This window comes from Neisseria sicca VK64 (assembly GCF_000260655.1).
In the GTDB taxonomy this organism is placed as follows: Bacteria; Pseudomonadota; Gammaproteobacteria; order Burkholderiales; family Neisseriaceae; genus Neisseria; species Neisseria sicca_B.
Map to the genome: position 1 here is coordinate 1 of NZ_AJMT01000177.1, position 22,632 is coordinate 22,632.

Annotated in this window: 16 protein-coding genes; 6 read left to right on the forward strand and 10 right to left on the reverse strand. The window is 52.9% G+C overall.

The window, feature by feature from the left end; translation table 11 throughout:
• Both HMPREF1051_RS10085 and ribBA read right to left on the reverse strand, forming a co-directional pair.
• A partial coding sequence (locus HMPREF1051_RS10085; RefSeq protein ID WP_003768208.1) for a hypothetical protein occupies positions 1 to 521 on the reverse strand: 521 nt, incomplete at its 3' end.
• A gap of 266 nt (positions 522 to 787) precedes the next feature.
• Positions 788 to 2,125 carry a bifunctional 3,4-dihydroxy-2-butanone-4-phosphate synthase/GTP cyclohydrolase II gene (gene ribBA / locus HMPREF1051_RS10090; RefSeq protein ID WP_003768149.1) on the reverse strand — a complete coding sequence of 446 codons (1,338 nt, stop codon included), beginning with the start codon at positions 2,123 to 2,125 and terminating at the stop codon, positions 788 to 790.
• 221 nt (positions 2,126 to 2,346) lie between these two features.
• Here ribBA and HMPREF1051_RS10095 point away from each other — a divergent pair, with 221 nt between their 5' ends.
• Positions 2,347 to 2,949, forward strand: a complete 603-nt coding sequence (locus HMPREF1051_RS10095; RefSeq protein WP_003768203.1) for a DUF4230 domain-containing protein — start codon at positions 2,347 to 2,349, stop codon at positions 2,947 to 2,949.
• Between the two features lie 146 nt (positions 2,950 to 3,095).
• Here HMPREF1051_RS10095 and HMPREF1051_RS10100 read toward each other — a convergent pair whose 3' ends face one another.
• From HMPREF1051_RS10100 to HMPREF1051_RS10120, 5 genes are all read right to left on the reverse strand, one after another.
• Positions 3,096 to 4,193: a hypothetical protein gene (locus tag HMPREF1051_RS10100; protein WP_003768169.1), complete on the reverse strand. Its 1,098-nt coding sequence runs from the start codon at positions 4,191 to 4,193 to the stop codon at positions 3,096 to 3,098.
• A 402-nt stretch (positions 4,194 to 4,595) separates the two neighbouring features.
• Positions 4,596 to 4,850, reverse strand: coding sequence for a hypothetical protein (locus tag HMPREF1051_RS10105; RefSeq protein ID WP_003768153.1), 255 nt, complete (start codon positions 4,848 to 4,850; stop codon positions 4,596 to 4,598).
• A 289-nt stretch (positions 4,851 to 5,139) separates the two neighbouring features.
• On the reverse strand, positions 5,140 to 9,036 hold the full coding sequence (gene purL, locus HMPREF1051_RS10110) for a phosphoribosylformylglycinamidine synthase (RefSeq protein ID WP_036492935.1): 3,897 nt from the start codon (positions 9,034 to 9,036) through the stop codon (positions 5,140 to 5,142).
• A gap of 257 nt (positions 9,037 to 9,293) precedes the next feature.
• Positions 9,294 to 10,070 (reverse strand): M48 family metallopeptidase, encoded by a 777-nt coding sequence (locus tag HMPREF1051_RS10115; RefSeq protein WP_003768173.1) that lies wholly within the window; start codon positions 10,068 to 10,070, stop codon positions 9,294 to 9,296.
• A 111-nt stretch (positions 10,071 to 10,181) separates the two neighbouring features.
• Positions 10,182 to 11,075 carry a serine hydrolase gene (locus HMPREF1051_RS10120; RefSeq protein WP_419538017.1) on the reverse strand — a complete coding sequence of 298 codons (894 nt, stop codon included), beginning with the start codon at positions 11,073 to 11,075 and terminating at the stop codon, positions 10,182 to 10,184.
• 368 nt (positions 11,076 to 11,443) lie between these two features.
• On the opposite strand from HMPREF1051_RS10120, the gene clpX reads away from it, so the two are divergent.
• Positions 11,444 to 12,712 (forward strand): ATP-dependent Clp protease ATP-binding subunit ClpX, encoded by a 1,269-nt coding sequence (clpX, locus tag HMPREF1051_RS10125; protein ID WP_003768201.1) that lies wholly within the window; start codon positions 11,444 to 11,446, stop codon positions 12,710 to 12,712.
• Between the two features lie 239 nt (positions 12,713 to 12,951).
• Positions 12,952 to 15,537 (forward strand): bifunctional aconitate hydratase 2/2-methylisocitrate dehydratase, encoded by a 2,586-nt coding sequence (gene acnB, locus HMPREF1051_RS10130; protein ID WP_003768185.1) that lies wholly within the window; start codon positions 12,952 to 12,954, stop codon positions 15,535 to 15,537.
• A 136-nt stretch (positions 15,538 to 15,673) separates the two neighbouring features.
• Here the strand turns inward: acnB and lptG are convergent, their stop codons facing one another.
• From lptG to HMPREF1051_RS14570, 3 genes are read right to left on the reverse strand one after another with little or no spacing between them, the layout of a single operon-like run.
• The gene (lptG, locus tag HMPREF1051_RS10135; protein WP_003768165.1) at positions 15,674 to 16,744 is read right to left on the reverse strand and encodes an LPS export ABC transporter permease LptG; all 1,071 of its coding nucleotides are present in this window, start codon (positions 16,742 to 16,744) and stop codon (positions 15,674 to 15,676) included.
• Positions 16,741 to 17,856, reverse strand: a complete 1,116-nt coding sequence (gene lptF, locus HMPREF1051_RS10140; RefSeq protein ID WP_003768180.1) for an LPS export ABC transporter permease LptF — start codon at positions 17,854 to 17,856, stop codon at positions 16,741 to 16,743. Before lptF ends, lptG begins: the two co-directional genes overlap by 4 nt.
• Positions 17,857 to 17,866: 10 nt before the next feature.
• Entirely contained in the window at positions 17,867 to 18,037 is a 171-nt protein-coding gene (locus HMPREF1051_RS14570) for a hypothetical protein (protein WP_003757459.1), read from the reverse strand.
• Between HMPREF1051_RS14570 and HMPREF1051_RS10145 the strand changes: the two genes are divergently transcribed.
• The 3 genes from HMPREF1051_RS10145 to znuD all read left to right on the forward strand — a co-directional run bounded on the left by HMPREF1051_RS10145 (position 18,024) and on the right by znuD (position 22,598).
• On the forward strand, positions 18,024 to 19,433 hold the full coding sequence (locus tag HMPREF1051_RS10145) for a leucyl aminopeptidase (RefSeq protein ID WP_003768211.1): 1,410 nt from the start codon (positions 18,024 to 18,026) through the stop codon (positions 19,431 to 19,433). The genes HMPREF1051_RS14570 and HMPREF1051_RS10145 overlap by 14 nt on opposite strands.
• Before the next feature lie 96 nt (positions 19,434 to 19,529).
• On the forward strand, positions 19,530 to 20,006 hold the full coding sequence (locus HMPREF1051_RS10150) for a cupin domain-containing protein (RefSeq protein WP_036492943.1): 477 nt from the start codon (positions 19,530 to 19,532) through the stop codon (positions 20,004 to 20,006).
• 303 nt (positions 20,007 to 20,309) lie between these two features.
• Positions 20,310 to 22,598 carry a TonB-dependent zinc receptor ZnuD gene (znuD, locus tag HMPREF1051_RS10155; RefSeq protein WP_003768147.1) on the forward strand — a complete coding sequence of 763 codons (2,289 nt, stop codon included), beginning with the start codon at positions 20,310 to 20,312 and terminating at the stop codon, positions 22,596 to 22,598.
• Positions 22,599 to 22,632: the final 34 nt, after the last annotated feature.

Genomic DNA, 22,632 nt, shown 5'->3' on the forward strand with positions numbered 1-22,632 from the left:
ATTGGATTTTGACTTAAATCGACAAAATGTTCTAGTTTCTGAAAAAATGTTTTATTATCAACACCATAATGATGGGTTTTCTCTACGATTCCTGTTGCTTGACCATATGCAACAATTCCTTGTCCGGAGGCGTATAGGAATACATAGTCTCCTTTTTTAATCCGACAGATTTTTTCTTTGTAGCCATCTTCAAATGCAGCAGCTACTTGGTTTGTCATCATGAAATTATGGTCTTCCAAGTCGTTGGCACTATTAGTATTTAATAAGAAATATCGTGTTGTAGTTGAATTATCAAATTCTTCGTCTTTTTGTTTGTCAATCATTCGTTTGTTCTCCCAGTCTTGAATAATGAATTCTTGAATTAAATCATTAATGATGTCTTGGCGGGTTGTTTCCCAAGCATCGGCAAGCTCTTGCAAAATCAAATCATCTTTAATGGATAAACGTAAACTCAACGTAATCTTATTTTGATTTCGTTGGTTATATATTTCTGTGCGGCGGTCGATATAGCTGTTGGACATAATTATATCCTTTTGTTTTTAGAATTAAATAAAATATCAGGAGGAGAATATCCTTTTTGATAATGATTATTATGCTATGTTTGCATTTTTAATACAATAAAAATTATTCTTGAATTATTTTATAATTATTATATTATTATTTTTATTTGAAATAAATTATAGTAATAATTTTTATGGGAGGTTGGCTGAATCAGGTAATTTATAGCAAAAGGTCGTCTGAAAACCGGAATCGGGATTTCAGACGACCTTTTGACAAGATAGGCGGTTTATTTGTTTTCTGCTTCTTCAAAGCCGACGACTTCCAAGCCGAAGCCGGTCAGGCCGGTGAAGGCGGAAGGCTGGCCCAACACACGCAGTTTGCCGACGTTGAGGCCGGCGAGGATTTGTGCGCCGATGCCGTAGCTTTTGCTGTCCCATTTGTAGGCTTGGTTGGCGCCTTTGGGCAGGGTGCGGTCGAGCAGGGTGGCGCCGTCTTCGGTACGATGCAGGAGGATGACGACGCCGCTGTCGGCTTGCTGGATGCGTTCAAGGGCTTTGGGCAGTGACCAGGAATGGCGCGGGTTGGCTTGGATGAAGTCCATGACGCTGAAGGGTTCGTGTACGCGGACGAGGGTTTCGGTGTCGGCGGTGGGCTTGCCTTTGACGAGGGCGAGGTGGGTTTCGCCGGAGAGTTTGTCAACGTAAACGTGTTGCTGGAATTCGCCCCACGGGGTTTGTACGGGGGCGTTGCCCATGTCTTCGAGCAGGCTTTCGGTGCGGCTGCGGTATTCGATGAGGTCGGTAATCGTGCCGATTTTGAGGTTGTGTTCTTCGGCGAACTTCATCAGTTCGGGCATACGCGCCATGGTGCCGTCGTCGTTGATGATTTCGCAGATGACGGCGGCGGGGATGAGTCCGTTCATTTGTGCCAAATCGACGCCGGCTTCGGTGTGTCCGGCGCGTACTAGGACGCCGCCTTTTTGCGCACGCAGGGGGAAGATGTGGCCGGGTTGGACGATGTCTTCGGGTTTGGCGGTCGGAGAGACGGCGGTTTGGATGGTCAGGGCGCGGTCGGCGGCGGAAATGCCGGTGGTGATGCCTTGCGCCGCTTCGATGGAAACGGTGAAGTTGGTACCGTATTGCGCGCCGTTTTTCTGGGTCATCATAGGCAGGCCGAGCCGCTCGACCATGCTGCCTTCCATCGGCAGGCAAACCAGTCCGCGCGCGTGTTTGATCATGAAGTTGATGGTTTCGGGGGTGACGAACTGCGCCGCCATCAGCAAATCGCCTTCGTTTTCGCGGTCTTCCGCGTCGGTGATGATGACCATTTTGCCGGCTTTGATGTCGGCGAGGATTTCGGGGATGGAGGAAATGTGGGGCATGGTGCGTCTTTCTTGATGGTCGGGTTGGGCTGAGGCGTGTTCTTGATCCAGCCACATGGCGGGCATTTGCGCCGCTTGTTCGATTTTGCGGGCTTTTTTCTCGCCGAAGGATTTGTTTTTCAGAAGGGCGGACAATTCGCCTTGGTTGATGGCGATGGCTTCGGCAAAACGGGTTTGTTGGCCGCCGTATTTGTCCGCTATCCATTGCCGCAGGTTGCGGCGGCGCAGGTCGGTGGTGTTCATGATGTATTGAGTGGCTGAAAGGATGTAGGCGATTGTAGTCTTGTCTTTACCAAAAGGCAAACTGTGTTTAAAGGCGGATTTTCATTACCTTTTGGTAATGTTCTCGACGGAAGGTCGTCTGAAAAACAAAAATGGCGTTTTCAGACGACCTTTGCTTGAAATCTGAACATTTGAAAGAATATGGGCGTTAAGTTTAACGCAACCGAAGAGGGTCTAACCTGATGAAAATGGTTTACCGATTGATTTTAATATCTATTTTTTGCACACTCGCAGCGGCGGGCGGCTGGTTTTATGCCCAGCACCGCAACGACAACGCCCATGAAGCGATTTCGCGCGAAGGCGTTTTGATGCAGATTAAGCAGATGAACCGCTTGGAAAGCACAGCTTTTTACATCGATACCATCATCCGCACCGAGAAAAAAGGCGACTGGCGCAGATTGTGGCAGGACTCACAAAGTGGTCTGTTTATCGTGCGCGGCAAGGTGTTGGCGGGCTTGGATTTGGACAAACTTCACGCCGACAACGTCAATATCGTGGACGGAAAAGTCCTCATCAGCCTGCCGCCCGTAGAAATCCTCAGCGTCGATTTGGAAAATATCGAGGTGTACGACATCCAAACCGGCTCGTTCAACCTTTTGCCCGTGGATAAGGCAGTGTTCAAAACCGTGCAGGACGAAGCCAAAAAACAAGTCCTCGCCAGCGCGTGTAAAGCCAAGATTTTGGATCACGCCAACCGCCAGGCGCAAACGCAGCTTGAAAACCTGTTTGCCCTGACGCAGACGCAGGTATCGGTTTATCCGGCGGCAGTGGGGCAGTGTAAATAGCGGCAGCGCAAAACAAGGCTTAAGCGCCGAGTACAAACAAGGTCGTCTGAAAACGAAAGCAGCGGGTTCGCCAAATCGTTTTCAGACGACCTTTTGTCTAGCGTCAATATGCTTTACATCAAGCGCGTGTGTGCATCATCAGAGCGTTAAAGATAGTCGCCGATATTCGGGCTTCTGCCGAACACAGCTTCATGCGCCTGACTGATGGTCAGCCGGTTGAACATCAGCCGCTGGGTTTGGTCGCCGTCGATAATCCTTACCCTGCCTTCCAATTTCGGCGCGTCGTGGTGGAAAGTATTTTTAAACGCAAGCCAGCGGTCGGTTTGCAGGTGGACGACGGCAAACATATCGTGCGAAATATTCACGCCGACGCTAATGAGTTTCGGCGAAGCCTGAAGGCAGAAACTGCTGTCGCCGAACAGGCACAGCCCCTCGTTTTCGGCATAGCGGAACAGCTCGATTTTCACCGCATCGGGTTCGGCGAATATGGTGCAAAACAGCCGCTCGAACAGCGACGGCTGCGCCACGCCTTCACTCAACATGCCGTAAAGCCCCGCCAGCCAATCGACATAACCGAGAAACGAAAAACGGTAGTTTTGCATAATGGCTTCGATGCGGCTCGGATCGCGCTTGCTGATCAGGCGCACGAACTCAAACCCGACCTCCGGCAGCCGCGCCCGAACGGCCTCATGCAGGCGGTGGGCGAACAGGTTTTTATGGTTGTGCGGATTGCGCAGGATGCCGAGGAATTTCAGCCGCAATATCCGCCACAATGCTTCGGGAACTTTGACCGTATCGGTTTCACCCGTTTTCAGACGACCTTCGGGCAGCGTGCGCAGATGGTTGCAGGCTTCTTCGTAGCCGCTTTCGTGGCGGTTGAACCAGCTTTCTAAATTGTACTGGTTGGCGGTGTTTTCGACGAAAGTCAGCGTGTAAAGGTTTTTTGCCGCCAGATTGCCGATAATGTTGACACTCGCCGCCGCACTGCGATTTTCGTTCCCGCCGCGAACCTTGTCGCCGGAGCGGGAGCGTCGGGCGGCAGCCGGTTCGCGGAACATGGACAAAGGCAGCTTATAGACATTCTGATTCTGCGGGCTGACCTGCGGATTGTGCGCGTGCTGCCGCTGCTCGGTCTGGGCGATATAGTGGTGTTCCTTGGTCGGATTCGCCGTCAACAGCGCATAAGGCTTTTCGCCGCATTCGGAAAATTCGCAATCACTGAGGATAAAGGCTTGTCGGGTCATGGTGTCGGAGGAGGCCGTCTGAATGTGCCGATTATAGTGGATAGGGAGCTAAGGGGGATTATACGGAATGATGGCGGCGGGTTTGGTCTTTATACGCAAAAGGACGCAAAAAGGTCGTCTGAAAACAAATGAGACCTTTGCAAAAAAAGACTTTCCCCCAGTAGCCGAAATCCAAACACAGTTTTTCGGCTGTTTCCACCCCTAATCGTTCCTGATTCTACCTAAATATCCCCTTAATCCTTCCCAGATACCCGATAATCAAGCATCTGGTCATCTTTGTAGCCAGCAACAGACGCACTTAGCCTGTTGGCAGCTTTCAACAAGTTCAGACACATCGCCTTCAGATGGCTTTTAAATATAATGGGTATTGTCTCAATTATTTTTTATTAATTTTAGATATTGTTATAGTTTATCTAGCTTATGTTTTTTAATAAATTTTATATAGGTCAACAAAATTAATATAATTAGAATATCAAAAATAATAAAAATAGATAATATTTGAGTTATATCATAGGTTGTGGTTAGTATGTCTTCGGCAGCATTCATCATTTCTATCTTGTATTTAATTGTTAAATAAACATTTAAAATATAAGCTATTTGATAAATAAGAACTAATGAAACAGAAAATTTTATTAATATCTTGCCTAAGGTGCTCATTTTAATTTCCTATTTATAGTGGATTAAATTTATAGTGGATTAAATTTAAATCAGGACAAGGCGACGAAGCCGAAGACAGTACAGATAGTACGGCAAGGCGAGGTAACGCCGTACTGGTTTAAAGTTAATCCACTATATTTTTATTCATAAATGAAATGTTGTGTGGTAGTCAATGCAGAAAAGAATAGTAAGGAGACATAAAGGTCGTCTGAAAACGAATATAGCGGAATCCGCTAAATCGTTTTCAGACGACCTTTTCTTTAAAAGCCGAATCAAATCAGCCTGCCGGTTAACCCAAAGCTTTCCTTGCTCCGGCGAAGAGGCGGTACCAGCCGGACAGTTCCGTCCAGTCTTCCGGTTTCCAGCTCATTTGCGCGGCGCGGTACACGCGTTCGGGGTGGGGCATCATGATGGTAACGCGGCCGTCGGCGTTGGTAACGCCGGCGATACCTTGCGGCGAGCCGTTGGGGTTGAGCGGGTAGGTTTGGGTAGCCTTGTTTTGTCCGTCGACGTATTGCAGCGCGATGCCGAGGCCGTCTGAAATTTTGCCGCCGTGAAGCGCGAAGTCGGCGCGGCCTTCGCCGTGGCTGACGACGACGGGCAGGCTGGAGCCTTGCATTTCGTTCAGGATCAGGGAGGCTGATTTGGGGACGTGAACCATGCTCAGGCGCGCTTCGAACTGTTCGCTCAAGTTGCGTTTGAATTTAGGCCATGCTTCTGCGCCCGGGATAATCTCGGCAAGGTTGCTGACCATTTGACAGCCGTTGCACACGCCCAATGTCAGCGTGTCCGGGTCGGCGAAGAAGGCGGTGAACTGGTCGCGCAGAGCAGGGTGGAACAGAATCGATTTCGCCCAGCCTTCGCCCGCGCCGAGTACGTCGCCGTAGCTGAAGCCGCCGCACGCCGCCAGCATTTTGAAGTCGGCAAGGTGGACGCGGCCTGCCATCAGGTCGGACATATGCACGTCGTAGGCATCGAATCCGGCGCGGGTGAAGGCGGCGGCCATTTCGATTTGCCCGTTCACGCCCTGTTCGCGCAGGATGGCGATTTTGGGTTTGGCGCCGCTGTTGACGAAAGGCGCGGCGATGTCTTCGTTTACATCAAACTTCACGTCGGCAAACAATGCGCTGCGGTCGTTGTCGCCAATCAGGGCGAACTCGCTGTCGGCGCAGGCGGGGTTGTCGCGCAGGCGTTGGATGGCGTGGCTGGTTTCCTGCCATGCGCGTTGCAGGTCGGCACGGTTTTGTTCCAACACGATGCCTGCCTGATTGCGGATAACGATTTTTTCGTCAGAACCGATGGTGGCAACGGTATGCAAGGGCAGCGTTGCCGCTTTAAACAAGGCTTCTACTGCCGCGACATCTTGTTTGGCGATTTGAATCACTGCACCCAGTTCTTCATTGAACAATACACGTATGCTGGCTTCGTTGACATCGGCTTGGTTGGCAACCAGTGAAGTCAAATCCACGTTCAAGCCGCAACGCCCCGCAAACGCCATTTCCGCCAGCGTCGCAAACAAACCGCCGTCGCTGCGGTCGTGATACGCTAAGAGTTTGTCTTCAGCGACGAGCTGCTGAATCACGCTGTAAAAGGCTTTCAGACGACCTGTATCGTCCAAATCGGGCGCATCGCCGCTCATATTGTTATAGACCTGACCGAACGCCGAGCCACCCATACGCGCTTTGCCGAAGCCCAAATCGACAAACAGTAATACGCTGTCTTCGACGTTTTTCAATTCGGGTGTAACGGTTTTGCGTACGTCTTGAACTGGCGCGAACGCGGAAATAATCAGGCTCAACGGCGAGACGACGGATTTTTTCTCTTCGCCGTCCTGCCACACGGTTTTCATCGACAGGCTGTCTTTGCCCACGGGGATGCTCAAGTCCAATGCCTGACAGGCTTTAGAAACCGCTTCGACGGTGCGGTAGAGTTTTTCGTCTTCGCCCTCGTTGCCGCACGCCGCCATCCAGTTGGCGGAGAGCTTGATATTGCCGATGTCGCCGATGTTGACTGCCGCGATGTTGGTGATGGCTTCGCCGACGCACATTCTGCCCGAGGCGGGCGCGTCAAACAGGGCGACGGTCGGTTTTTCGCCCATGCTCATCGCTTCGCCGCGATAGGTGTTGAAGCCCATCATGGTCACGGCGCAGTCGGCTACGGGGGTTTGGTATTTGCCGACCATTTGGTCGCGGTGGGTCATGCCGCCGACGCTGCGGTCGCCGATGGTAATCAGGAAGTTTTTAGCGGCTACGGTAGGCAGGCGCAAAATGCGGTAGGCGGCTTCGGTGATGTCGATATTGCCCGCGTTAAACGGTTTTTCAGACGACCTCACGGTTTGGTCGCTACGCGTGGTTTTGGGCGGTTTGCCGAGCAAGACGTTCAGCGGCAAATCGACGGGATTGTTGGAGAACAAATCGTCGCGCACTTTCAAATGGCCGTCGTCGGTCGCCGTGCCGACTACGGCAAACGGGCAGCGTTCGCGTTCGCAGATGGCGCGGAAGGTGTCCAAATCTTTTTCCAAAATCGACAACACATAACGCTCTTGCGATTCGTTGCACCAGATTTGCAATGGGTTGAGGCCGTGTTCTTCCAGCGGCACTTCGCGCAGCTTGAATACCGCGCCGCGTCCGGCATCGTTGACGAGTTCGGGGAAGGCGTTAGACAGACCACCCGCGCCAACGTCGTGGATGGAGATAATCGGGTTTTGGTCGCCAAGCTGCCAGCAGCGGTCGATGACTTCTTGCGCGCGGCGTTCGATTTCGGGGTTGCCGCGTTGTACGGAGTTGAAGTCCAAAGACGCGTCGTTTGTGCCGGTGTTCATCGAAGAAGCCGCGCCGCCGCCCAAGCCGATAAGCATACCCGGGCCGCCCAGTTGAATCAGCAACGCACCTTCGGGGATTTCGTCTTTATGCGTCTGCTGCGCCTGAATGCTGCCCAAGCCGCCGGCGATCATAATCGGTTTGTGGTAGCCGCGAACCTGACCGTCAAACTTCTCTTCAAAAGTGCGGAAGTAGCCCAAGAGGTTCGGGCGGCCAAATTCGTTGTTGAACGCCGCGCCGCCGATGGGGCCTTCAATCATGATGTCCAGCGGCGAGGAAATGTGTTCCGGCTTGCCGTAGTCTTGTTCCCAAGGCTGTTTGAGGTCGGGGATGTTGAGGTTGGACACGGTAAAGCCGGTCAAGCCCGCTTTCGGACGCGAACCTTTGCCCGTCGCGCCTTCGTCGCGGATTTCGCCGCCCGCGCCCGTTGCCGCGCCTGCAAACGGCGCAATGGCGGTCGGATGGTTGTGCGTTTCCACTTTCATGATGATATGCGTGTCTTCCTCATGGAAGCGGTAGCCTTGGTTTTCCGCCGCATTCGGATAGAAACGCTCGATTTTCGCGCCTTCGATCACGGATGAGTTGTCTTTATAGGCGACGACCGTGCCTTCGGGATGCGCGTTGTGCGTGTCGCGAATCATGCCGAAGAGGGATTTCGGCTGTTTTTCGCCGTTGAGGATGAAATCGGCGTTGAAGATTTTGTGGCGGCAGTGTTCGCTGTTTGCCTGCGCGAACATCATCAATTCCACATCGGACGGATTGCGCTGCAAAGCCTGATAGTTTTCAACCAGATAATCGATTTCGTCGGCGGAGAGTGCCAAACCCATTTCGGTATTGGCTTTGACCAAAGCCTCTTTACCGCCGCCCAAAACATCGACGCTGGAGAAGGTTTCGGATTCGAGATGGTGGAATAATTTGGAGGCCGTCTGAAAATCGGGCAGCACGGATTCGGTCATGCGGTCGTGCAGCAAAGCCGCCCATTGCTGTTTCTGTTCATCATTCAGACAACCCTCCAGCCACACCGCCATGCCGCGCTCGATGCGCTCTATGCCTTCCAAACCGCAGTTTTCCGCGATATTGGTCGCCTTGGAAGCCCACGGCGAAATCGTACCCAAACGGGGTGTTACCAAAAATAAATGCAAGCCCTCGCGCGCTTCGGGCGTTTCTTTAACGCTTTGCGCCGCCAACAAGGCTTGCAGTTTTTCGACAGTCGCGGCATCCAGTGCTTTCTCGCTGCCGACAAAATACCAAAATTCGCTTTTCAGTTTCACTTCGGGCAGACCAAGTGCGGCCGCTTTTTGCAAGAGTTTTTCAACACGGAAATCGGAAAGGGCGGTAACGCCGCGCAAGGGCAAAACAACAGACATGATTCAGCTCTCAAATGCGGTTGGGAAAGGCTGTATTATACGCCGAATGGGTCTGGGTTGCTTGGTAATTTGGGTGAAAATGTTGACAATTTTTCAGACGACCTGCGCTGGGTGGGGCGGAAGGGTCGTCTGAAAAATCTTGATTGAAACTCGCGCAATACTTTGATTTAAATTGTTTTTAGGAAAATTTAAAGCAAGGGGTTGCAGGTTGATTTGAAAAAACGATGCCGGGTTGCAGAAAGTTTATTCAAAAAAATTTATCGTTTATTTTTCTGATAAATCGGCATGAGTTCAGGCAGCATTCTACGGATGGCGTTGATGCGCGTCTGATTGGTCGGATGGGTGGACAAAATCGCAATGGACGAGCTGCCTTCAAGTTTGCTCATTTTTTCCCAAACGCTGATGGCAGCCTCCGGATTGTAGCCCGCCTGAGCCATCAAACGTACGCCACCTGCGTCCGCTTCGCTTTCCTGATGGCGCGAAAAGGGCTTGGAAGCAAGTAAATCCGTGCCCAATCCAACGATATTGGCATCGACCCCTGATGCGCCCGCTAAAATAGAACCGCCCAATCCTGTCAGCACTTGGCCGCCAATCGCTTTTTTGCCATGTTCCAGCAGGGCGTGGGTCATCTCGTGACCGATAACGGCGGCGATTTCGTCGTCCGTCAATTTCAAACGCTCAACCATGCCGGTGTACATCGCCATTTTGCCTCCGGGCATTGCCCAAGCATTCAATTCGTTGCCGCGGAAAACATTCATCTGCCAATTGAAAGGTGTGCCAGTTTGGTTGGCCTGGTTGGCATAGGGTTTCAGGCGTTCGAATACGGCTTTGATACGGCGCGAAATGTGGGAAGTGTTGTCCAAAACGCGTTGCGACTGCGCTTGCTGTACCACTTGCGAATAGTTTTTGGCGGCGGCCTCGTTGAGCGATGCCGTATCGTATCCCACCATATCGGCAACGGAAGTACAGCCGGTCAAAGCCATAATGGCTCCCAGCTGCATCAACTGTTTTTTGTATATTTGTTTGTTCGGCATTTGCATCTCCTAATATTGTTAAAATCAAGATTCTTCAAGCGGATTGCATGCGGTATTTCTGCACATCATATAAAAAATGCCGCCTGATTTTCAGACGGCATAACAAATATTTTAAGAGCGGCGCTGCAACATCCAAGATTCGATCTTACGCGCGTCGTTGACTCGGGTTGTCGAAGTCGGCGAGTTCAGCAATACGATGGTAATCGGTTGGTTTTGGACGTTTGCCTTAACCACCATCGAACGTCCTGCTTCGCGGATATAACCGGTTTTCTGAAGCTCGATGTTCCAGCTGCCTTCGCGGACGAGGGCGTTGGAGTTTTTATAGTTTTGTCGGCCGTTTGCCGTCCAAACCGAGCCGTAGTTGGAGGTCGTGTTTTTGCGGATAAGCGGATATTTGCTCGCTGCGGCGACCATGCGGTTCAAATCGTTGGCGGTTGATACGTTTTGGAAATTCAGGCCGGTAGGTTCGTAGAAACGGCTGCTGTGCATGCCCAGGCTTTGCGCTTTGGCATTCATGGCGGCAACAAACGCCGACATACCGCCCGGATAGGTACGGCCCAGCGCGTGTGTTGCGCGGTTTTCGCTGCTCATCAGGCTCAGGTGCAGCAATTCGCCGCGCGTCAGCGTCGTGCCGACGGCAAGGCGGCTGCCTGTGCCTTTCAGGCGGTCGATTTCATCAGGAGTAATGGTAATGCGCTCGTTCATATCCAACCGTGCGTCCAAAACGACCATCGCGCTCATCAGTTTGGAAATGGACGCAATCGGCATCACGCGATCTGCGTTTTTCTGATACAGGATTTCACCTGTTTTGTTGTTGAAAATCAAAGCAGCCTGCGATGTCAAAAGCGGCCCCGCCATCATCGCCTGAGCCTCGATTTTTTGTGCGTGGCTTAATGCGAAAGCTTCCATCGGGTCATTTTGGGTTGGAAAATTTTGTTCCAAAAATTGACCCAAAACGTCCATATCGTCTGCAGCGGCAGGGGCGGCGGCGACAGTCAACGCCATACCCAAACAGGCGGCACTCAGTGTTTTATAAAATTTCATAACCGACATACTTCAACCAGTAGAATTTAAGACAATTGAATTATTAAAGGGGATATTTTGCTTAAAATACAACAAAATGTAAAGTTTAATATGGCTTTTTTGCGTTTGTTTGCATCTTTTTCCCAAATTGGAAACAATCTTAAGGATGGGAAATTGTGGCGTGTTGCCACGCGTCGGAGGGTTGTCTGAAAACCTTACGCCAAACAGCTTGCCATACGGTATTTGATAAACCTTAAGATACTGATTATACTTACCGACTTTGCCGAAAACCGTTCCCACAACATTCGGATAACGGTTTGCCGATATTGCTTGAAAACAGAAGATAAATTATGACTGAAGAAAAACGCTCCTGCTCGTTTTGCGGAAAATCCGAGCATGAAGTCAAAAACCTGATTGAAGGCGAAAACGCTTTTATCTGTAACGAATGTGTAGAAACTTGCGGCGTAATGCTGCAAAGTTCAGACGACCTCTCCGCAGACAAATCTGCAACGGATGCGTCCCATCCGAACAACAAGCTGCCCACGCCTGCCGAAATCGTCGCCAATCTCAACGATCACGTTATCGGTCAGGAACAGGCCAAGAAAGCCTTGGCGGTGTCGGTGTACAACCATTACAAACGCCTGCGCCATCCCAAAGCCAACGGCAACGTCGAATTGTCGAAATCCAACATCCTGCTTATCGGTCCGACCGGTTCGGGTAAAACGCTGTTGGCGCAGTCTTTAGCGCGCAAATTGGACGTACCGTTCGTGATGGCGGACGCGACCACGCTGACTGAAGCGGGTTATGTCGGTGAAGACGTCGAACAAATCATTACCAAGCTTTTGGGCAAATGCGATTTTGATGTTGAAAAAGCCCAGCGCGGCATCGTCTATATCGACGAAATCGACAAAATCTCCCGTAAAAGCGACAACCCGTCGATTACCCGCGACGTATCCGGCGAAGGTGTACAACAAGCCTTGCTGAAACTGATTGAAGGTACGGTTGCCAGCGTTCCGCCCCAAGGCGGCCGCAAGCATCCGAATCAGGAATTTATCAACGTCGATACGACCAACATCCTGTTTATCTGCGGCGGCGCGTTTGCAGGCTTGGAAAAAGTTATCCGTCAGCGTACTGAAAAAGGTGGTATCGGTTTTGGCGCGTCCGTTCACAGTAAGGACGAAAATGCCGACATTACCGGATTGTTTGAAATCGTCGAGCCTGAAGACTTGATTAAATTCGGTTTAATTCCCGAGTTAATCGGCCGTCTGCCCGTCATCGCCACGCTGGCGGAATTGGACGAAGACGCATTGGTCAACATTTTGACCGAGCCGAAAAATGCCTTGGTAAAACAATATCAAACCCTGTTCGGCATGGAAAATGTCGAGTTGGAATTTGAAGAAGAAGCCTTACGCAGCATCGCCCGTCAGGCAATGGAACGCAAAACCGGCGCGCGCGGCCTGCGCTCCATCGTTGAACGCTGCCTGTTGGATACCATGTATCAACTGCCTGATTTGAAAGGCGTAACCAAAGTTGTCATCGGTAAAAACGTCATTGAGAAAGGTGAGCAGCCCAAGCTCCTGCGTGAAGACGGAAGCGAATATCAGGCAAACGCTCGGTAAAAGAACGAACCGGTCATTCCGATAAAACATAAAAGGTCGTCTGAAACCCTGTTTTCAGACGACCTTTTCGTATTTTTCAAGATAATTCGTTTCAATAGCAAACACCTATTACATCCGATAACATAAATATTCCAATTTTTGCCAAACTGGTCTATGATACCTAAAAGGATTGTTTACAATTCTTTGATTGCAAATCATTTGCAACGGATAGAAGAAAAACAGAAAAAAGGAACAAAGAGATGTTAGAAGCCTATCGCAAAGCCGCCGCCGAGCGTGCTGCCCTCGGTATCCCGCCCCTCCCTTTGAACGCGCAGCAAACCGCCGATTTGGTCGAGCTGCTGAAAAACCCGCCCGCAGGCGAAGGTGAATTCTTGGTCGAACTGCTTGCCCACCGTGTTCCGCCCGGTGTGGACGATGCCGCCAAAGTCAAAGCCTCATTCCTGGCTGCCGTTGCCGAAGGCAGTGCATCCAGCCCGCTGATTTCCCCCGAATATGCGACCGAACTTTTAGGTACAATGCTCGGCGGTTACAACATTCATGCCTTAATCGAACTCTTGGATAACGACAAACTCGCGCCTATCGCTGCCAAAGGTTTGAAACATACGCTTCTGATGTTCGATTCTTTCCACGACGTTCAGGAAAAAGCCGAAAAAGGCAACAAATATGCGCAGGAAGTTTTGCAATCTTGGGCAGATGCCGAATGGTTTACCTCACGCGCCAAAGTTCCCGAAAAAATTACCGTTACCGTCTTCAAAGTTGACGGCGAAACCAATACAGACGACCTCTCTCCCGCGCCCGACGCATGGAGCCGTCCCGATATTCCACTGCACGCGCTGGCCATGCTGAAAAACCCGCGCGACGGCATCACGCCCGACAAACCGGGCGAAGTCGGTCCGATTAAATTGTTGGAAGAACTCAAAGCCAAAGGTCATCCTGTTGCCTACGTCGGCGACGTGGTCGGTACCGGTTCTTCACGCAAATCCGCGACCAACTCCGTCATTTGGCATACCGGCGAAGACATTCCGTTCGTACCGAACAAACGTTTCGGCGGCGTATGCTTGGGTGGAAAAATTGCGCCGATTTTCTTCAATACTCAAGAAGACTCCGGTGCGTTGCCGATTGAAGTCGATGTTTCCGCGCTGAAAATGGGCGATGTCGTCGATATTCTGCCTTATGAAGGCAAAATCGTGAAAAACGGCGAAACCGTTGCCGAGTTCAGCCTGAAATCTCAAGTATTGCTGGACGAAGTGCAAGCCGGCGGCCGTATCAACCTGATTATTGGCCGCGGTCTGACCGCCAAAGCGCGCGAAGCTCTGAAACTGCCTGCTTCCACCGAATTCCGTCTGCCTCAAGCACCTGCCGAAAGCAAAGCCGGTTTCACGTTGGCGCAAAAAATGGTTGGTCGCGCCTGCGGTCTGCCGGAAGGACAAGGCGTACGCCCGGGTACTTATTGCGAACCGCGCATGACGACGGTCGGCTCACAAGATACCACCGGTCCGATGACCCGCGACGAGTTGAAAGACTTGGCTTGTTTGGGCTTCTCCGCCGACATGGTAATGCAGTCTTTCTGTCACACTGCCGCTTATCCGAAACCTGTCGATGTCAGAACCCATAAAGAACTTCCCGCCTTTATTTCTACCCGTGGCGGCGTATCTCTGCGTCCGGGCGATGGCGTGATCCACTCATGGCTCAACCGCCTGCTGCTGCCTGATACCGTCGGTACCGGCGGCGACAGCCACACCCGTTTCCCTATCGGTATTTCCTTCCCCGCAGGCTCCGGCTTGGTTGCTTTCGCAGCAGCCACCGGCGTCATGCCGCTCGATATGCCTGAGTCCGTATTGGTACGCTTCAGCGGTAAACTGCAACCGGGCGTAACCCTGCGCGATTTGGTGAACGCCATTCCGCTTTACGCGATTAAACAAGGTTTGCTGACCGTTGCCAAAGCCGGTAAGAAAAACATCTTCTCCGGTCGCATCCTCGAAATCGAAGGCCTGCCTGATTTGAAAGTGGAACAAGCCTTTGAATTGACCGACGCATCCGCCGAACGCTCTGCCGCCGGCTGTACCGTGAAGCTCAACAAAGAGCCGATTATCGAGTACATGAAATCCAACATCGTGTTGATGAAAAACATGATTGCCGACGGCTATCAAGACCCGCGTACTTTGGAACGCCGTATCAAAGCAATGGAAAAATGGCTGGCGAATCCGGAGCTGCTTGAAGCAGATAAAGATGCCGAATACGCCGCTGTGATTGAAATCAACATGGACGACATCAAAGAGCCGATTATCGCCTGCCCGAACGACCCCGACGACGTATGCTTCATGTCCGAACGTTCCGGCACCAAAATCGACGAAGTGTTCATCGGTTCGTGCATGACTAACATCGGCCACTTCCGCGCCGCTTCCAAACTCTTGGAAGGCAAGTCCGACATCCCCGTCCGCCTGTGGATGGCGCCGCCGACCAAAATGGACGCGAAAGAGTTGTCCGACGAAGGCCACTACGGCGTACTTGGCCGCGCCGGCGCGCGTATGGAAATGCCGGGTTGTTCGCTGTGTATGGGTAACCAAGCCCAAGTACACGAAGGCGCGACCGTCATGTCCACTTCCACCCGCAACTTTCCGAACCGCTTGGGTAAAAACACCTTCGTTTACCTCGGCTCGGCAGAGTTGGCGGCGATTTGCTCCAAACTGGGTAAAATCCCGACCGTTGAAGAATACCAAGCCAACATCGGCATCATCAACGAACAAGGCGACCAAATCTACCGCTACATGAACTTCAACGAAATCGACAGCTACAACGAAGTAGCCGAGACCGTGAATGTTTAATAAGTAGGTAAAACCGTTTCAGACGACCTCTTCAATGGCTAACCCTATGAGGTCGTCTGAAAACAAAAAAACAGAACAGTTTTCGCTGTTCTGTTTTTTTATAGTGGATTAAATTTAATCCACTATATTCTTGAGCTTAACGCCGCTCCTGCCTGCGTATCAGCCAAACGGCGAGCAGGGCGAAGGCTATGGTGGGCAGTGCGCCGGCGAGGAAGGGTGGGACGCCGTAGAGTTGGCTGGTAAAGCCGAAGAGCCGTCCGGCGAAGTGGAACAGCAAGCCGAGGCAGATGCCGCCGAAGAGCTTCAAGCCCATATTGCCGTGGCGGGTGGTTTGCGGTGTGAAGGCGAAGGCGACGAGCGCCATGACCCATGCGGCGACGGGGTAAACCAATTTGCGCCACCAGGCGATGGCGTAGATTTGGGTGTTTTGGTTGTTGTTTTCGAGGTGGCTGATGTAGGTGGTCAGTTCGCCGACCGACATTTGGTCGGGTTTGACAAGCAATACGTCCATCAGGTTGCGTTTGACGGCGATTGGCCAGTTTTCTTCGGCTGCGGTCGAGACTTCGACTTTGTCTTCGCTAAGCGTGCTGCGGCGGATGTTTTTCAACTGCCAACTGCCGTCGTTGTTTAAAACGGCGGATTCGGCTTCCGTTGCCTGCGTCAGCTCGTTTTTGTCGTTGCGCACCCAAATTTTAATGCCCAGCAGGGTATGGTCGGGCAGCATTTCGCGCACGTTGATGATGCTGTTTTTTTCTTTGAGCCAAAGCCCGGTATTGCCGGTGCTGATTTTGCCGTTGATGGCGGCGGATTTGATGTTTTCGGCTTTTTGGCTGAGGGTGGGGGCAATCCATTCGCCGAGCGCGGCGGTGGCGATGGCGAAAATCAGTCCGAACTGCGACAGGATCAGCAGCAGTTTTTTGGTGCTCATGCCGCTTGCTTTGATGACGGTCAGTTCGCTGCCGGCGGCAAGTTGGCTGAGGGAGACGAGTCCGCCGATGAGGACAGCGAGGGGCATGAGTTCGTAGGCGCGCGCGGGCATCTGCATGAGGACGTATTGCGCCATGGTTGCACCGTTATAGCTGCCTTTGCTCAAGTCGCCGACTTCGTTGATGATCTCGAAAAAGCTGTATAGGGCGAGGAAGGCCAGGAGGGCGTAAACCGCCATAACCGCCATTTGGCGGATGATGTAACGTGAAATCAGGTTCATTTTCCGCCTTTCAATGTCAGACTTTTGCCAATCGCCCGCCAGAAGGGCTGGCTGGGCATGCTGCGGACGCGCAGGAGTACGACGGCGATGGCGAACATGATGATGTGCATGGGCAGCAGTCCGAGCCAGAAATGGATTTTGCCATCTTCCACGGCATTGCGCAGGAAGGTCAGTCCGTTTTGGTAAATCAGGAAAAGCCCGATGGCGACGAGGATGTTGTAGGTGTGGCCGCTGCGCGGGTTGAAATAGGAAAGCGGCACGGCAAGCAGGCAGAGCAGGAGGACGCTGACGGTCAGCGAGATACGCCACATCAATTCCGCCTGATGTTGCGGGTTGCTGCTGCCGATGAGCTGCGATGTCGGGATGGTGCGGCGGTGGGAAACGGGGTCGATGAGTTTGGGCGTGGTGCTGATAATCAGGCTGAGGTTTTGGAAGGAAACGCGGTTGTAGTCGGCTTTGCCGGGCGTGCCGCTGTAACGGTAGCCGTTGCGCAGGTCGAGCGTGCGCTTGTTGTCGTTCAGCGAGAAATTGCCTTCTTTGGCGAAGATAATGTTGTCGTTGCCGTTTTTGTCTTGTTCGCGCAGGAACAGGTTTTTCATGATGCCCGATTCGGTGTCGAAGGTTTCGACGAAATAAACCCTGCCGTTGCGCTTGCCCAGGCTGTTGAACTCGCCTGCTTCCACCATGGACAATTCTTGCTTCTGCTTGAGGATTTCGGCGTATTCGCGGCTGCGCAGTTCCGCCCACGGCATCACCCAAAGCTGCATGACGGCAATCAGGATGGCAAAGGGCACGGCAAACTGCATGACAGGGCGTATCCATTGTTTCAACGCCAATCCGCAGGAGAGCCAAACCGACATTTCGCTGTCGCGCCAGTAGCGGGTCAACACGGTCAGCGTGCTGATAAACGCGGTCAAAACCAGCAAAAGCGGCGTCATGCCGATGACCCAGAAGCCGACCAATGCCAACACGGCATCGATGGCGACGCGCCCGTCGGCAGCACGGCCGAGCAGGTTGATTGCCTGAGTGGAGACCAACACCGCCAAGAGGACGACGAAAATGCCGACGGCGGTAAAAGAGAGTTCTTTGATGAAGTTTCTTTGATAAATCATAGAATCGCGGCTAGGAGCGGTAGCGGTTCGGCGCAGGCGGATTGTCTGCGCAAGGTTTCAGACGACCTCTCAAATGGAGTACAATCTTTCCAACCGTTTTCAGACGACCTCTTAATGCAAAGGGTCGTCTGAAACTACCCGAAACCATCTCAATCAGGAGAATAAACGTGGAATTTAGCACAAAAGCCGGAACCTTGCAGCCGCAACAGGCAGGCGCGCAGTTATTTGTCTGCACCGAAGAGGCGCAATTAAACCACTCGACCGCCCTTGCCCTTTTGTCTTCGCTTGAAGAAGGTCAAACTTTTGCCGACACCAAAATCCCGACGGACAACGGTTTGCAGGCAGTCGCCGTCGTCCGCCTCGAAAAAACCGACCGCGCCGCGCTGAACAAAGCTGCCGCTGAAGCCGCCAAATGGGCGCAAAATCAGGAAACGGTCAATGCGGACATCCATGCCTTCGATGAAGCGCAAGCCGCCGCCGTTGCCGAAGCCTTCGCCATCGCGTTCGGCAACGCCGCCTACCGTTTCGACCGCTACAAAAAAGAAGCCAAGCCCGCCAAATTCGCACAAGCCGTGTTCCACACCGCACACGAAGCCGCCGTCAAAGAAGCCCTGCGCGTCGCCGAAGCGCAGGTTTACGGACAAAGCCTCTGCCGCGACTTGGGCAACGCCGCGCCCAACGAATGCACGCCCGAATTCTTAGCGCGCACCGCCAAAGCCGAAGCCGAAAAACTGGGCGCACACGCCAAAATCATCGAAAAAGACTACATCAAAGAAAACATGGGTTCGTTCTGGTCGGTCGCCAAAGGCAGCGTGGAAGACCCCTATCTGATTGAATTGAGCTACTTCGGCGCAGCCGACAAAGAAGCCGCCCCCGTCGTCTTGGTCGGCAAAGGCATCACCTTCGACACCGGCGGTATCTCCCTCAAACCTGGTCTGAACATGGACGAAATGAAGTTTGACATGTGCGGCGCAGCAACCGTCATCAGCACCTTCTGCGCCGCCGTCAAACTGCAACTGCCGATCAACCTCGTCGCCGTCGTCGCCACCTGCGAAAACATGCCTTCCGGCGCGGCAAACAAACCGGGCGACGTCGTGAAAAGCATGAAAGGCCTGACGATTGAAGTATTGAATACCGATGCCGAAGGCCGTCTGATTTTGTGCGACGCGCTCACTTACGTAGAGCAGTTCAAACCCAAAGCCGTCATCGACGTCGCCACACTGACCGGCGCGTGCATCATCGCCTTGGGCCATGACGTCAGCGGCGTGATGGGCAACAATCAGGATTTGGTCGACAGCCTGCTCGCCGCTTCCCGCAACGTGGACGACAAAGCATGGCAACTGCCGCTCTTTGAAACCTACAAAGACCAGCTCAAATCCAACTTCGCCGACATTCCCAACATCGGTACGCCCGGCGCAGGCACGATTACCGCCGCCACCTTCCTGTCTTATTTCACCGAAGACTACCCGTGGGCGCACCTCGACATCGCGGGTACGGCATGGAAATCAGGCAGCGAAAAAGGCGCGACCGGCCGCCCCGTTCCCTTGTTGCTGAACTATCTGCGCAACGTGAAATAAGCCTTGACGCCTGCGGGGCAAAGCAACCGACCCCGCAGGTCGTCTGAAAACGGAACGCATCATCTTCTGACATAACCCGACAAACGGAGAACCATGATGAAACCGCTATTTGCCGCATTGTCCGTCGCCTTTCTGCTCGGCACTGGCGTCAGCGTCCACGCCGCGGAACAGGCTAAACCTACCGACCGCAGCGTCCAAGTGTACAAAAAAGCCGATTTGGCGGAGTGGAACCGCGAAAACGCAGCCGGAGGCAAAGGCCCGCTGCTCGGCCGCTTCGCCTTCAACCGCCACCAGACCGCCGAACAAGACGCGTTCAGAGAAATCGGCTGGCTGACCCTGCCGCCGGGCGCATCCATCGGCGAACACAAACACACCGACAACGAAGACGTTTACATCATCGTATCGGGCAAAGGCGTGTTTACCGACAGCACGGGCAAACAGACCCAGGTCGGCGCCGGCGACATTACCATCGCCCGCCCCGGTCAGTCTCATGCGCTGAAAAACACCGGCAAAGAGCCGCTGGTCTTCCTTGACCTGATTGCCGAGACCGCCACCGCCCAAGCTGCCAAATAGCAGTCATCAAACCGACAAGGTCGTCTGAAAACCATATTGCGTTTTCAGACGACCTTTTTTGTTGTTTAGGCAACATGATTCGTTCCAAGCAAACGGGGGGATGGCGCGCTGCCGCTGTTTCCGTCTTTTTTATCATTTTCAAGATATTGGGTTTCAGATGACCTTTGGTTTTTTGCTGTTTGTATGGGTTTTGGTTTGGCTGTTTTGCCGCACCAAATGCGATTCGCTTCTTGAATTCTTGTCATATTAATGATGTGATGTTATATAATAACAATTTATTTGAAATATGACGGGAAACCTAAAATGACACCAACCACGCTTAAACCTATTGTTTTATCTATTCTTTTAATCAGTTCCCCCATCCTTGCCCAAGCGCATGAAACCGAGCAGACGGTGGACTTGGAAACGGTCAACGTCGTCGGTAAAAGCCATCCGCGCGCTACTTCGGGGCTGCTGCACACTTCGACTGCCTCCGACAAAATCATCAGCGGCGATACTTTGCGGCAAAAAGCCGTCAATCTCGGCGACGCGCTCAACGGCGTGCCGGGCGTCCATGCTTCACAATACGGCGGCGGCGCGTCCGCGCCTGTGATACGCGGGCAGACGGGCAGACGGATTAAAGTGTTGAACCATCACGGCGAAACGGGCGACATGGCGGATTTCTCGCCCGACCATGCCCTGATGGTGGACACCGCCTTGTCGCAACAAGTCGAAATCCTGCGCGGGCCGGTAACGCTGTTGTACAGCTCGGGCAATGTGGCGGGCTTGGTGGATGTTGCCGACGGAAAAATCCCTGAAAAAATGCCTGAAAACGGCGTATCGGGCGAACTGGGGCTGCGTTTGAGCAGCGGCAATCTGGAAAAACTCACGTCCGGCGGCATCAATGTCGGACTGGGCAAAAACTTCGTGTTGCACACGGAAGGGCTGTACCGCAAATCAGGCGACTACGCCGTACCGCGTTACCGCAAAGAAGAGGGTCGTCTGAAACGCTTGCCCGACAGCCATGCCGATTCGCAAACAGGCAGCATCGGGCTGTCTTGGGTGGGCGAGAAAGGCTTTATCGGCGCGGCGTACAGCGACCGTCGTGACCGCTACGGTCTGCCTGCGCACAGTCACCTCTACGACGACTGCCACGCCGACATCATCTGGCAGAAGAGTTTGATTAACAAACGCTATTTGCAGCTTTATCCGCACCTGTTGACCGAAGAAGACATCGATTACGACAATCCGGGCTTGAGCTGTGGCTTCCACGACGACGATAATGCACACGCGCACGCCCACAGCGGCAGACCGTGGATAGATCTGCGCAACAAACGCTACGAAATCCGCGCCGAATGGAAGCAGCCGCTCCCCGGTTTCGAAGCCCTGCGCGTGCATTTGAACCGCAACGACTACCGCCACGACGAAAAAGCGGGCGATGCGGTGGAAAACTTCTTCAAGAACAAAACGCAAAATGCCCGCATCGAATTGCGCCACCTGCCCATAGGTCGTCTGAAAGGCAGTTGGGGCGTGCAATACCTCACCCAAAAATCCAGCGCGCTTTCCGCCATTCCCGAAACCGTCCAACAGCCGATGCTGATCGACAACGATGTGCATCATTACAGCTTTTTCGGCGTAGAACAGGCAAATTGGGACAACTTCTCGCTTGAAGGCGGCGTGCGCGTGGAAAAACAAAAAGCATCTATCCAGTACGACAAAGCCCTGATTGATCGGGAAAACTACTACAACCAACCCTTGCCCGATCTCGGCGCGCACCGCCAAACCGCCCGCTCGTTCGCGCTTTCTGGCAACTGGTATTTCACACCCCGACACAAACTCAGCCTGACCGCCTCCCATCAGGAACGCCTGCCGTCAACGCAAGAGCTGTACGCACACGGTAAACACGTCGCCACCAATACCTTTGAAGTCGGCAACAAACACCTCAACAAAGAGCGTTCCAACAACATCGAACTCGCGCTGGGCTACGAAGGCGACCGCTGGCAATACAATCTGGCACTCTACCGCAACCGCTTCGGCAACTACATCTACGCCCAAACCTTAAACGACGGACGCGGCCCCAAATCCATTGAAGACGACAGCGAAATGAAGCTCGTGCGCTACAACCAATCCGGCGCCGACTTCTACGGCGCGGAAGGCGAAATCTACTTTAAGCCCACACCGCGCTACCGCATCGGACTTTCCGGCGACTACGTCAGAGGTCGTCTGAAAAACCTTCCGTCGCTGCCCGGCAGGGAAGACGCCTACGGCAACCGTCCCTACATCGCCCAAGCCGACCAAAACGCCCCGCGCGTTCCCGCCGCACGACTCGGCTTCCACCTGAATGCCGCGCTGACTGACCGCATCGATGCCCATCTCGACTACTATCGCGTGTTCGCCCAAAACAAACTCGCCCGCTACGAAACGCGCACGCCCGGACACCATATGCTCAACCTCGGCGCAAACTACCGCCGCCGCACCGGCTACGGCGAGTGGAATTGGTACGTCAAAGCAGACAACCTGTTCAACCAGTCCGTTTACGCCCACAGCAGCTTCCTGTCTGACACCCCGCAAATGGGCCGCAGCTTCACCGGCGGCGTGAACTTTAAGTTTTAAACGTGACGGATTTCTGGCGAAACCTTAAATGTGT

Excerpts from the sequence above, each read along its gene's own strand:
- purL (WP_036492935.1), bottom strand. The coding sequence starts at position 9,036 with ATGTCTGTTGTTTTGCCCTTGCGCGGCGTTACCGCCCTTTCCGATTTC.
- HMPREF1051_RS10095 (WP_003768203.1), top strand. The coding sequence starts at position 2,347 with ATGAAAATGGTTTACCGATTGATTTTAATATCTATTTTTTGCACACTC.
- lptG (WP_003768165.1), bottom strand. The coding sequence starts at position 16,744 with ATGAACCTGATTTCACGTTACATCATCCGCCAAATGGCGGTTATGGCG.
- lptF (WP_003768180.1), bottom strand. The coding sequence starts at position 17,856 with ATGATTTATCAAAGAAACTTCATCAAAGAACTCTCTTTTACCGCCGTC.
- HMPREF1051_RS10100 (WP_003768169.1), bottom strand. The coding sequence starts at position 4,193 with ATGACCCGACAAGCCTTTATCCTCAGTGATTGCGAATTTTCCGAATGC.
- HMPREF1051_RS10105 (WP_003768153.1), bottom strand. The coding sequence starts at position 4,850 with ATGAGCACCTTAGGCAAGATATTAATAAAATTTTCTGTTTCATTAGTT.
- HMPREF1051_RS10120 (WP_419538017.1), bottom strand. The coding sequence starts at position 11,075 with ATGGCGTTGACTGTCGCCGCCGCCCCTGCCGCTGCAGACGATATGGAC.
- HMPREF1051_RS10115 (WP_003768173.1), bottom strand. The coding sequence starts at position 10,070 with ATGCCGAACAAACAAATATACAAAAAACAGTTGATGCAGCTGGGAGCC.
- clpX (WP_003768201.1), top strand. The coding sequence starts at position 11,444 with ATGACTGAAGAAAAACGCTCCTGCTCGTTTTGCGGAAAATCCGAGCAT.
- ribBA (WP_003768149.1), bottom strand. The coding sequence starts at position 2,125 with ATGAACACCACCGACCTGCGCCGCCGCAACCTGCGGCAATGGATAGCG.
- znuD (WP_003768147.1), top strand. The coding sequence starts at position 20,310 with ATGACACCAACCACGCTTAAACCTATTGTTTTATCTATTCTTTTAATC.
- HMPREF1051_RS10150 (WP_036492943.1), top strand. The coding sequence starts at position 19,530 with ATGAAACCGCTATTTGCCGCATTGTCCGTCGCCTTTCTGCTCGGCACT.
- acnB (WP_003768185.1), top strand. The coding sequence starts at position 12,952 with ATGTTAGAAGCCTATCGCAAAGCCGCCGCCGAGCGTGCTGCCCTCGGT.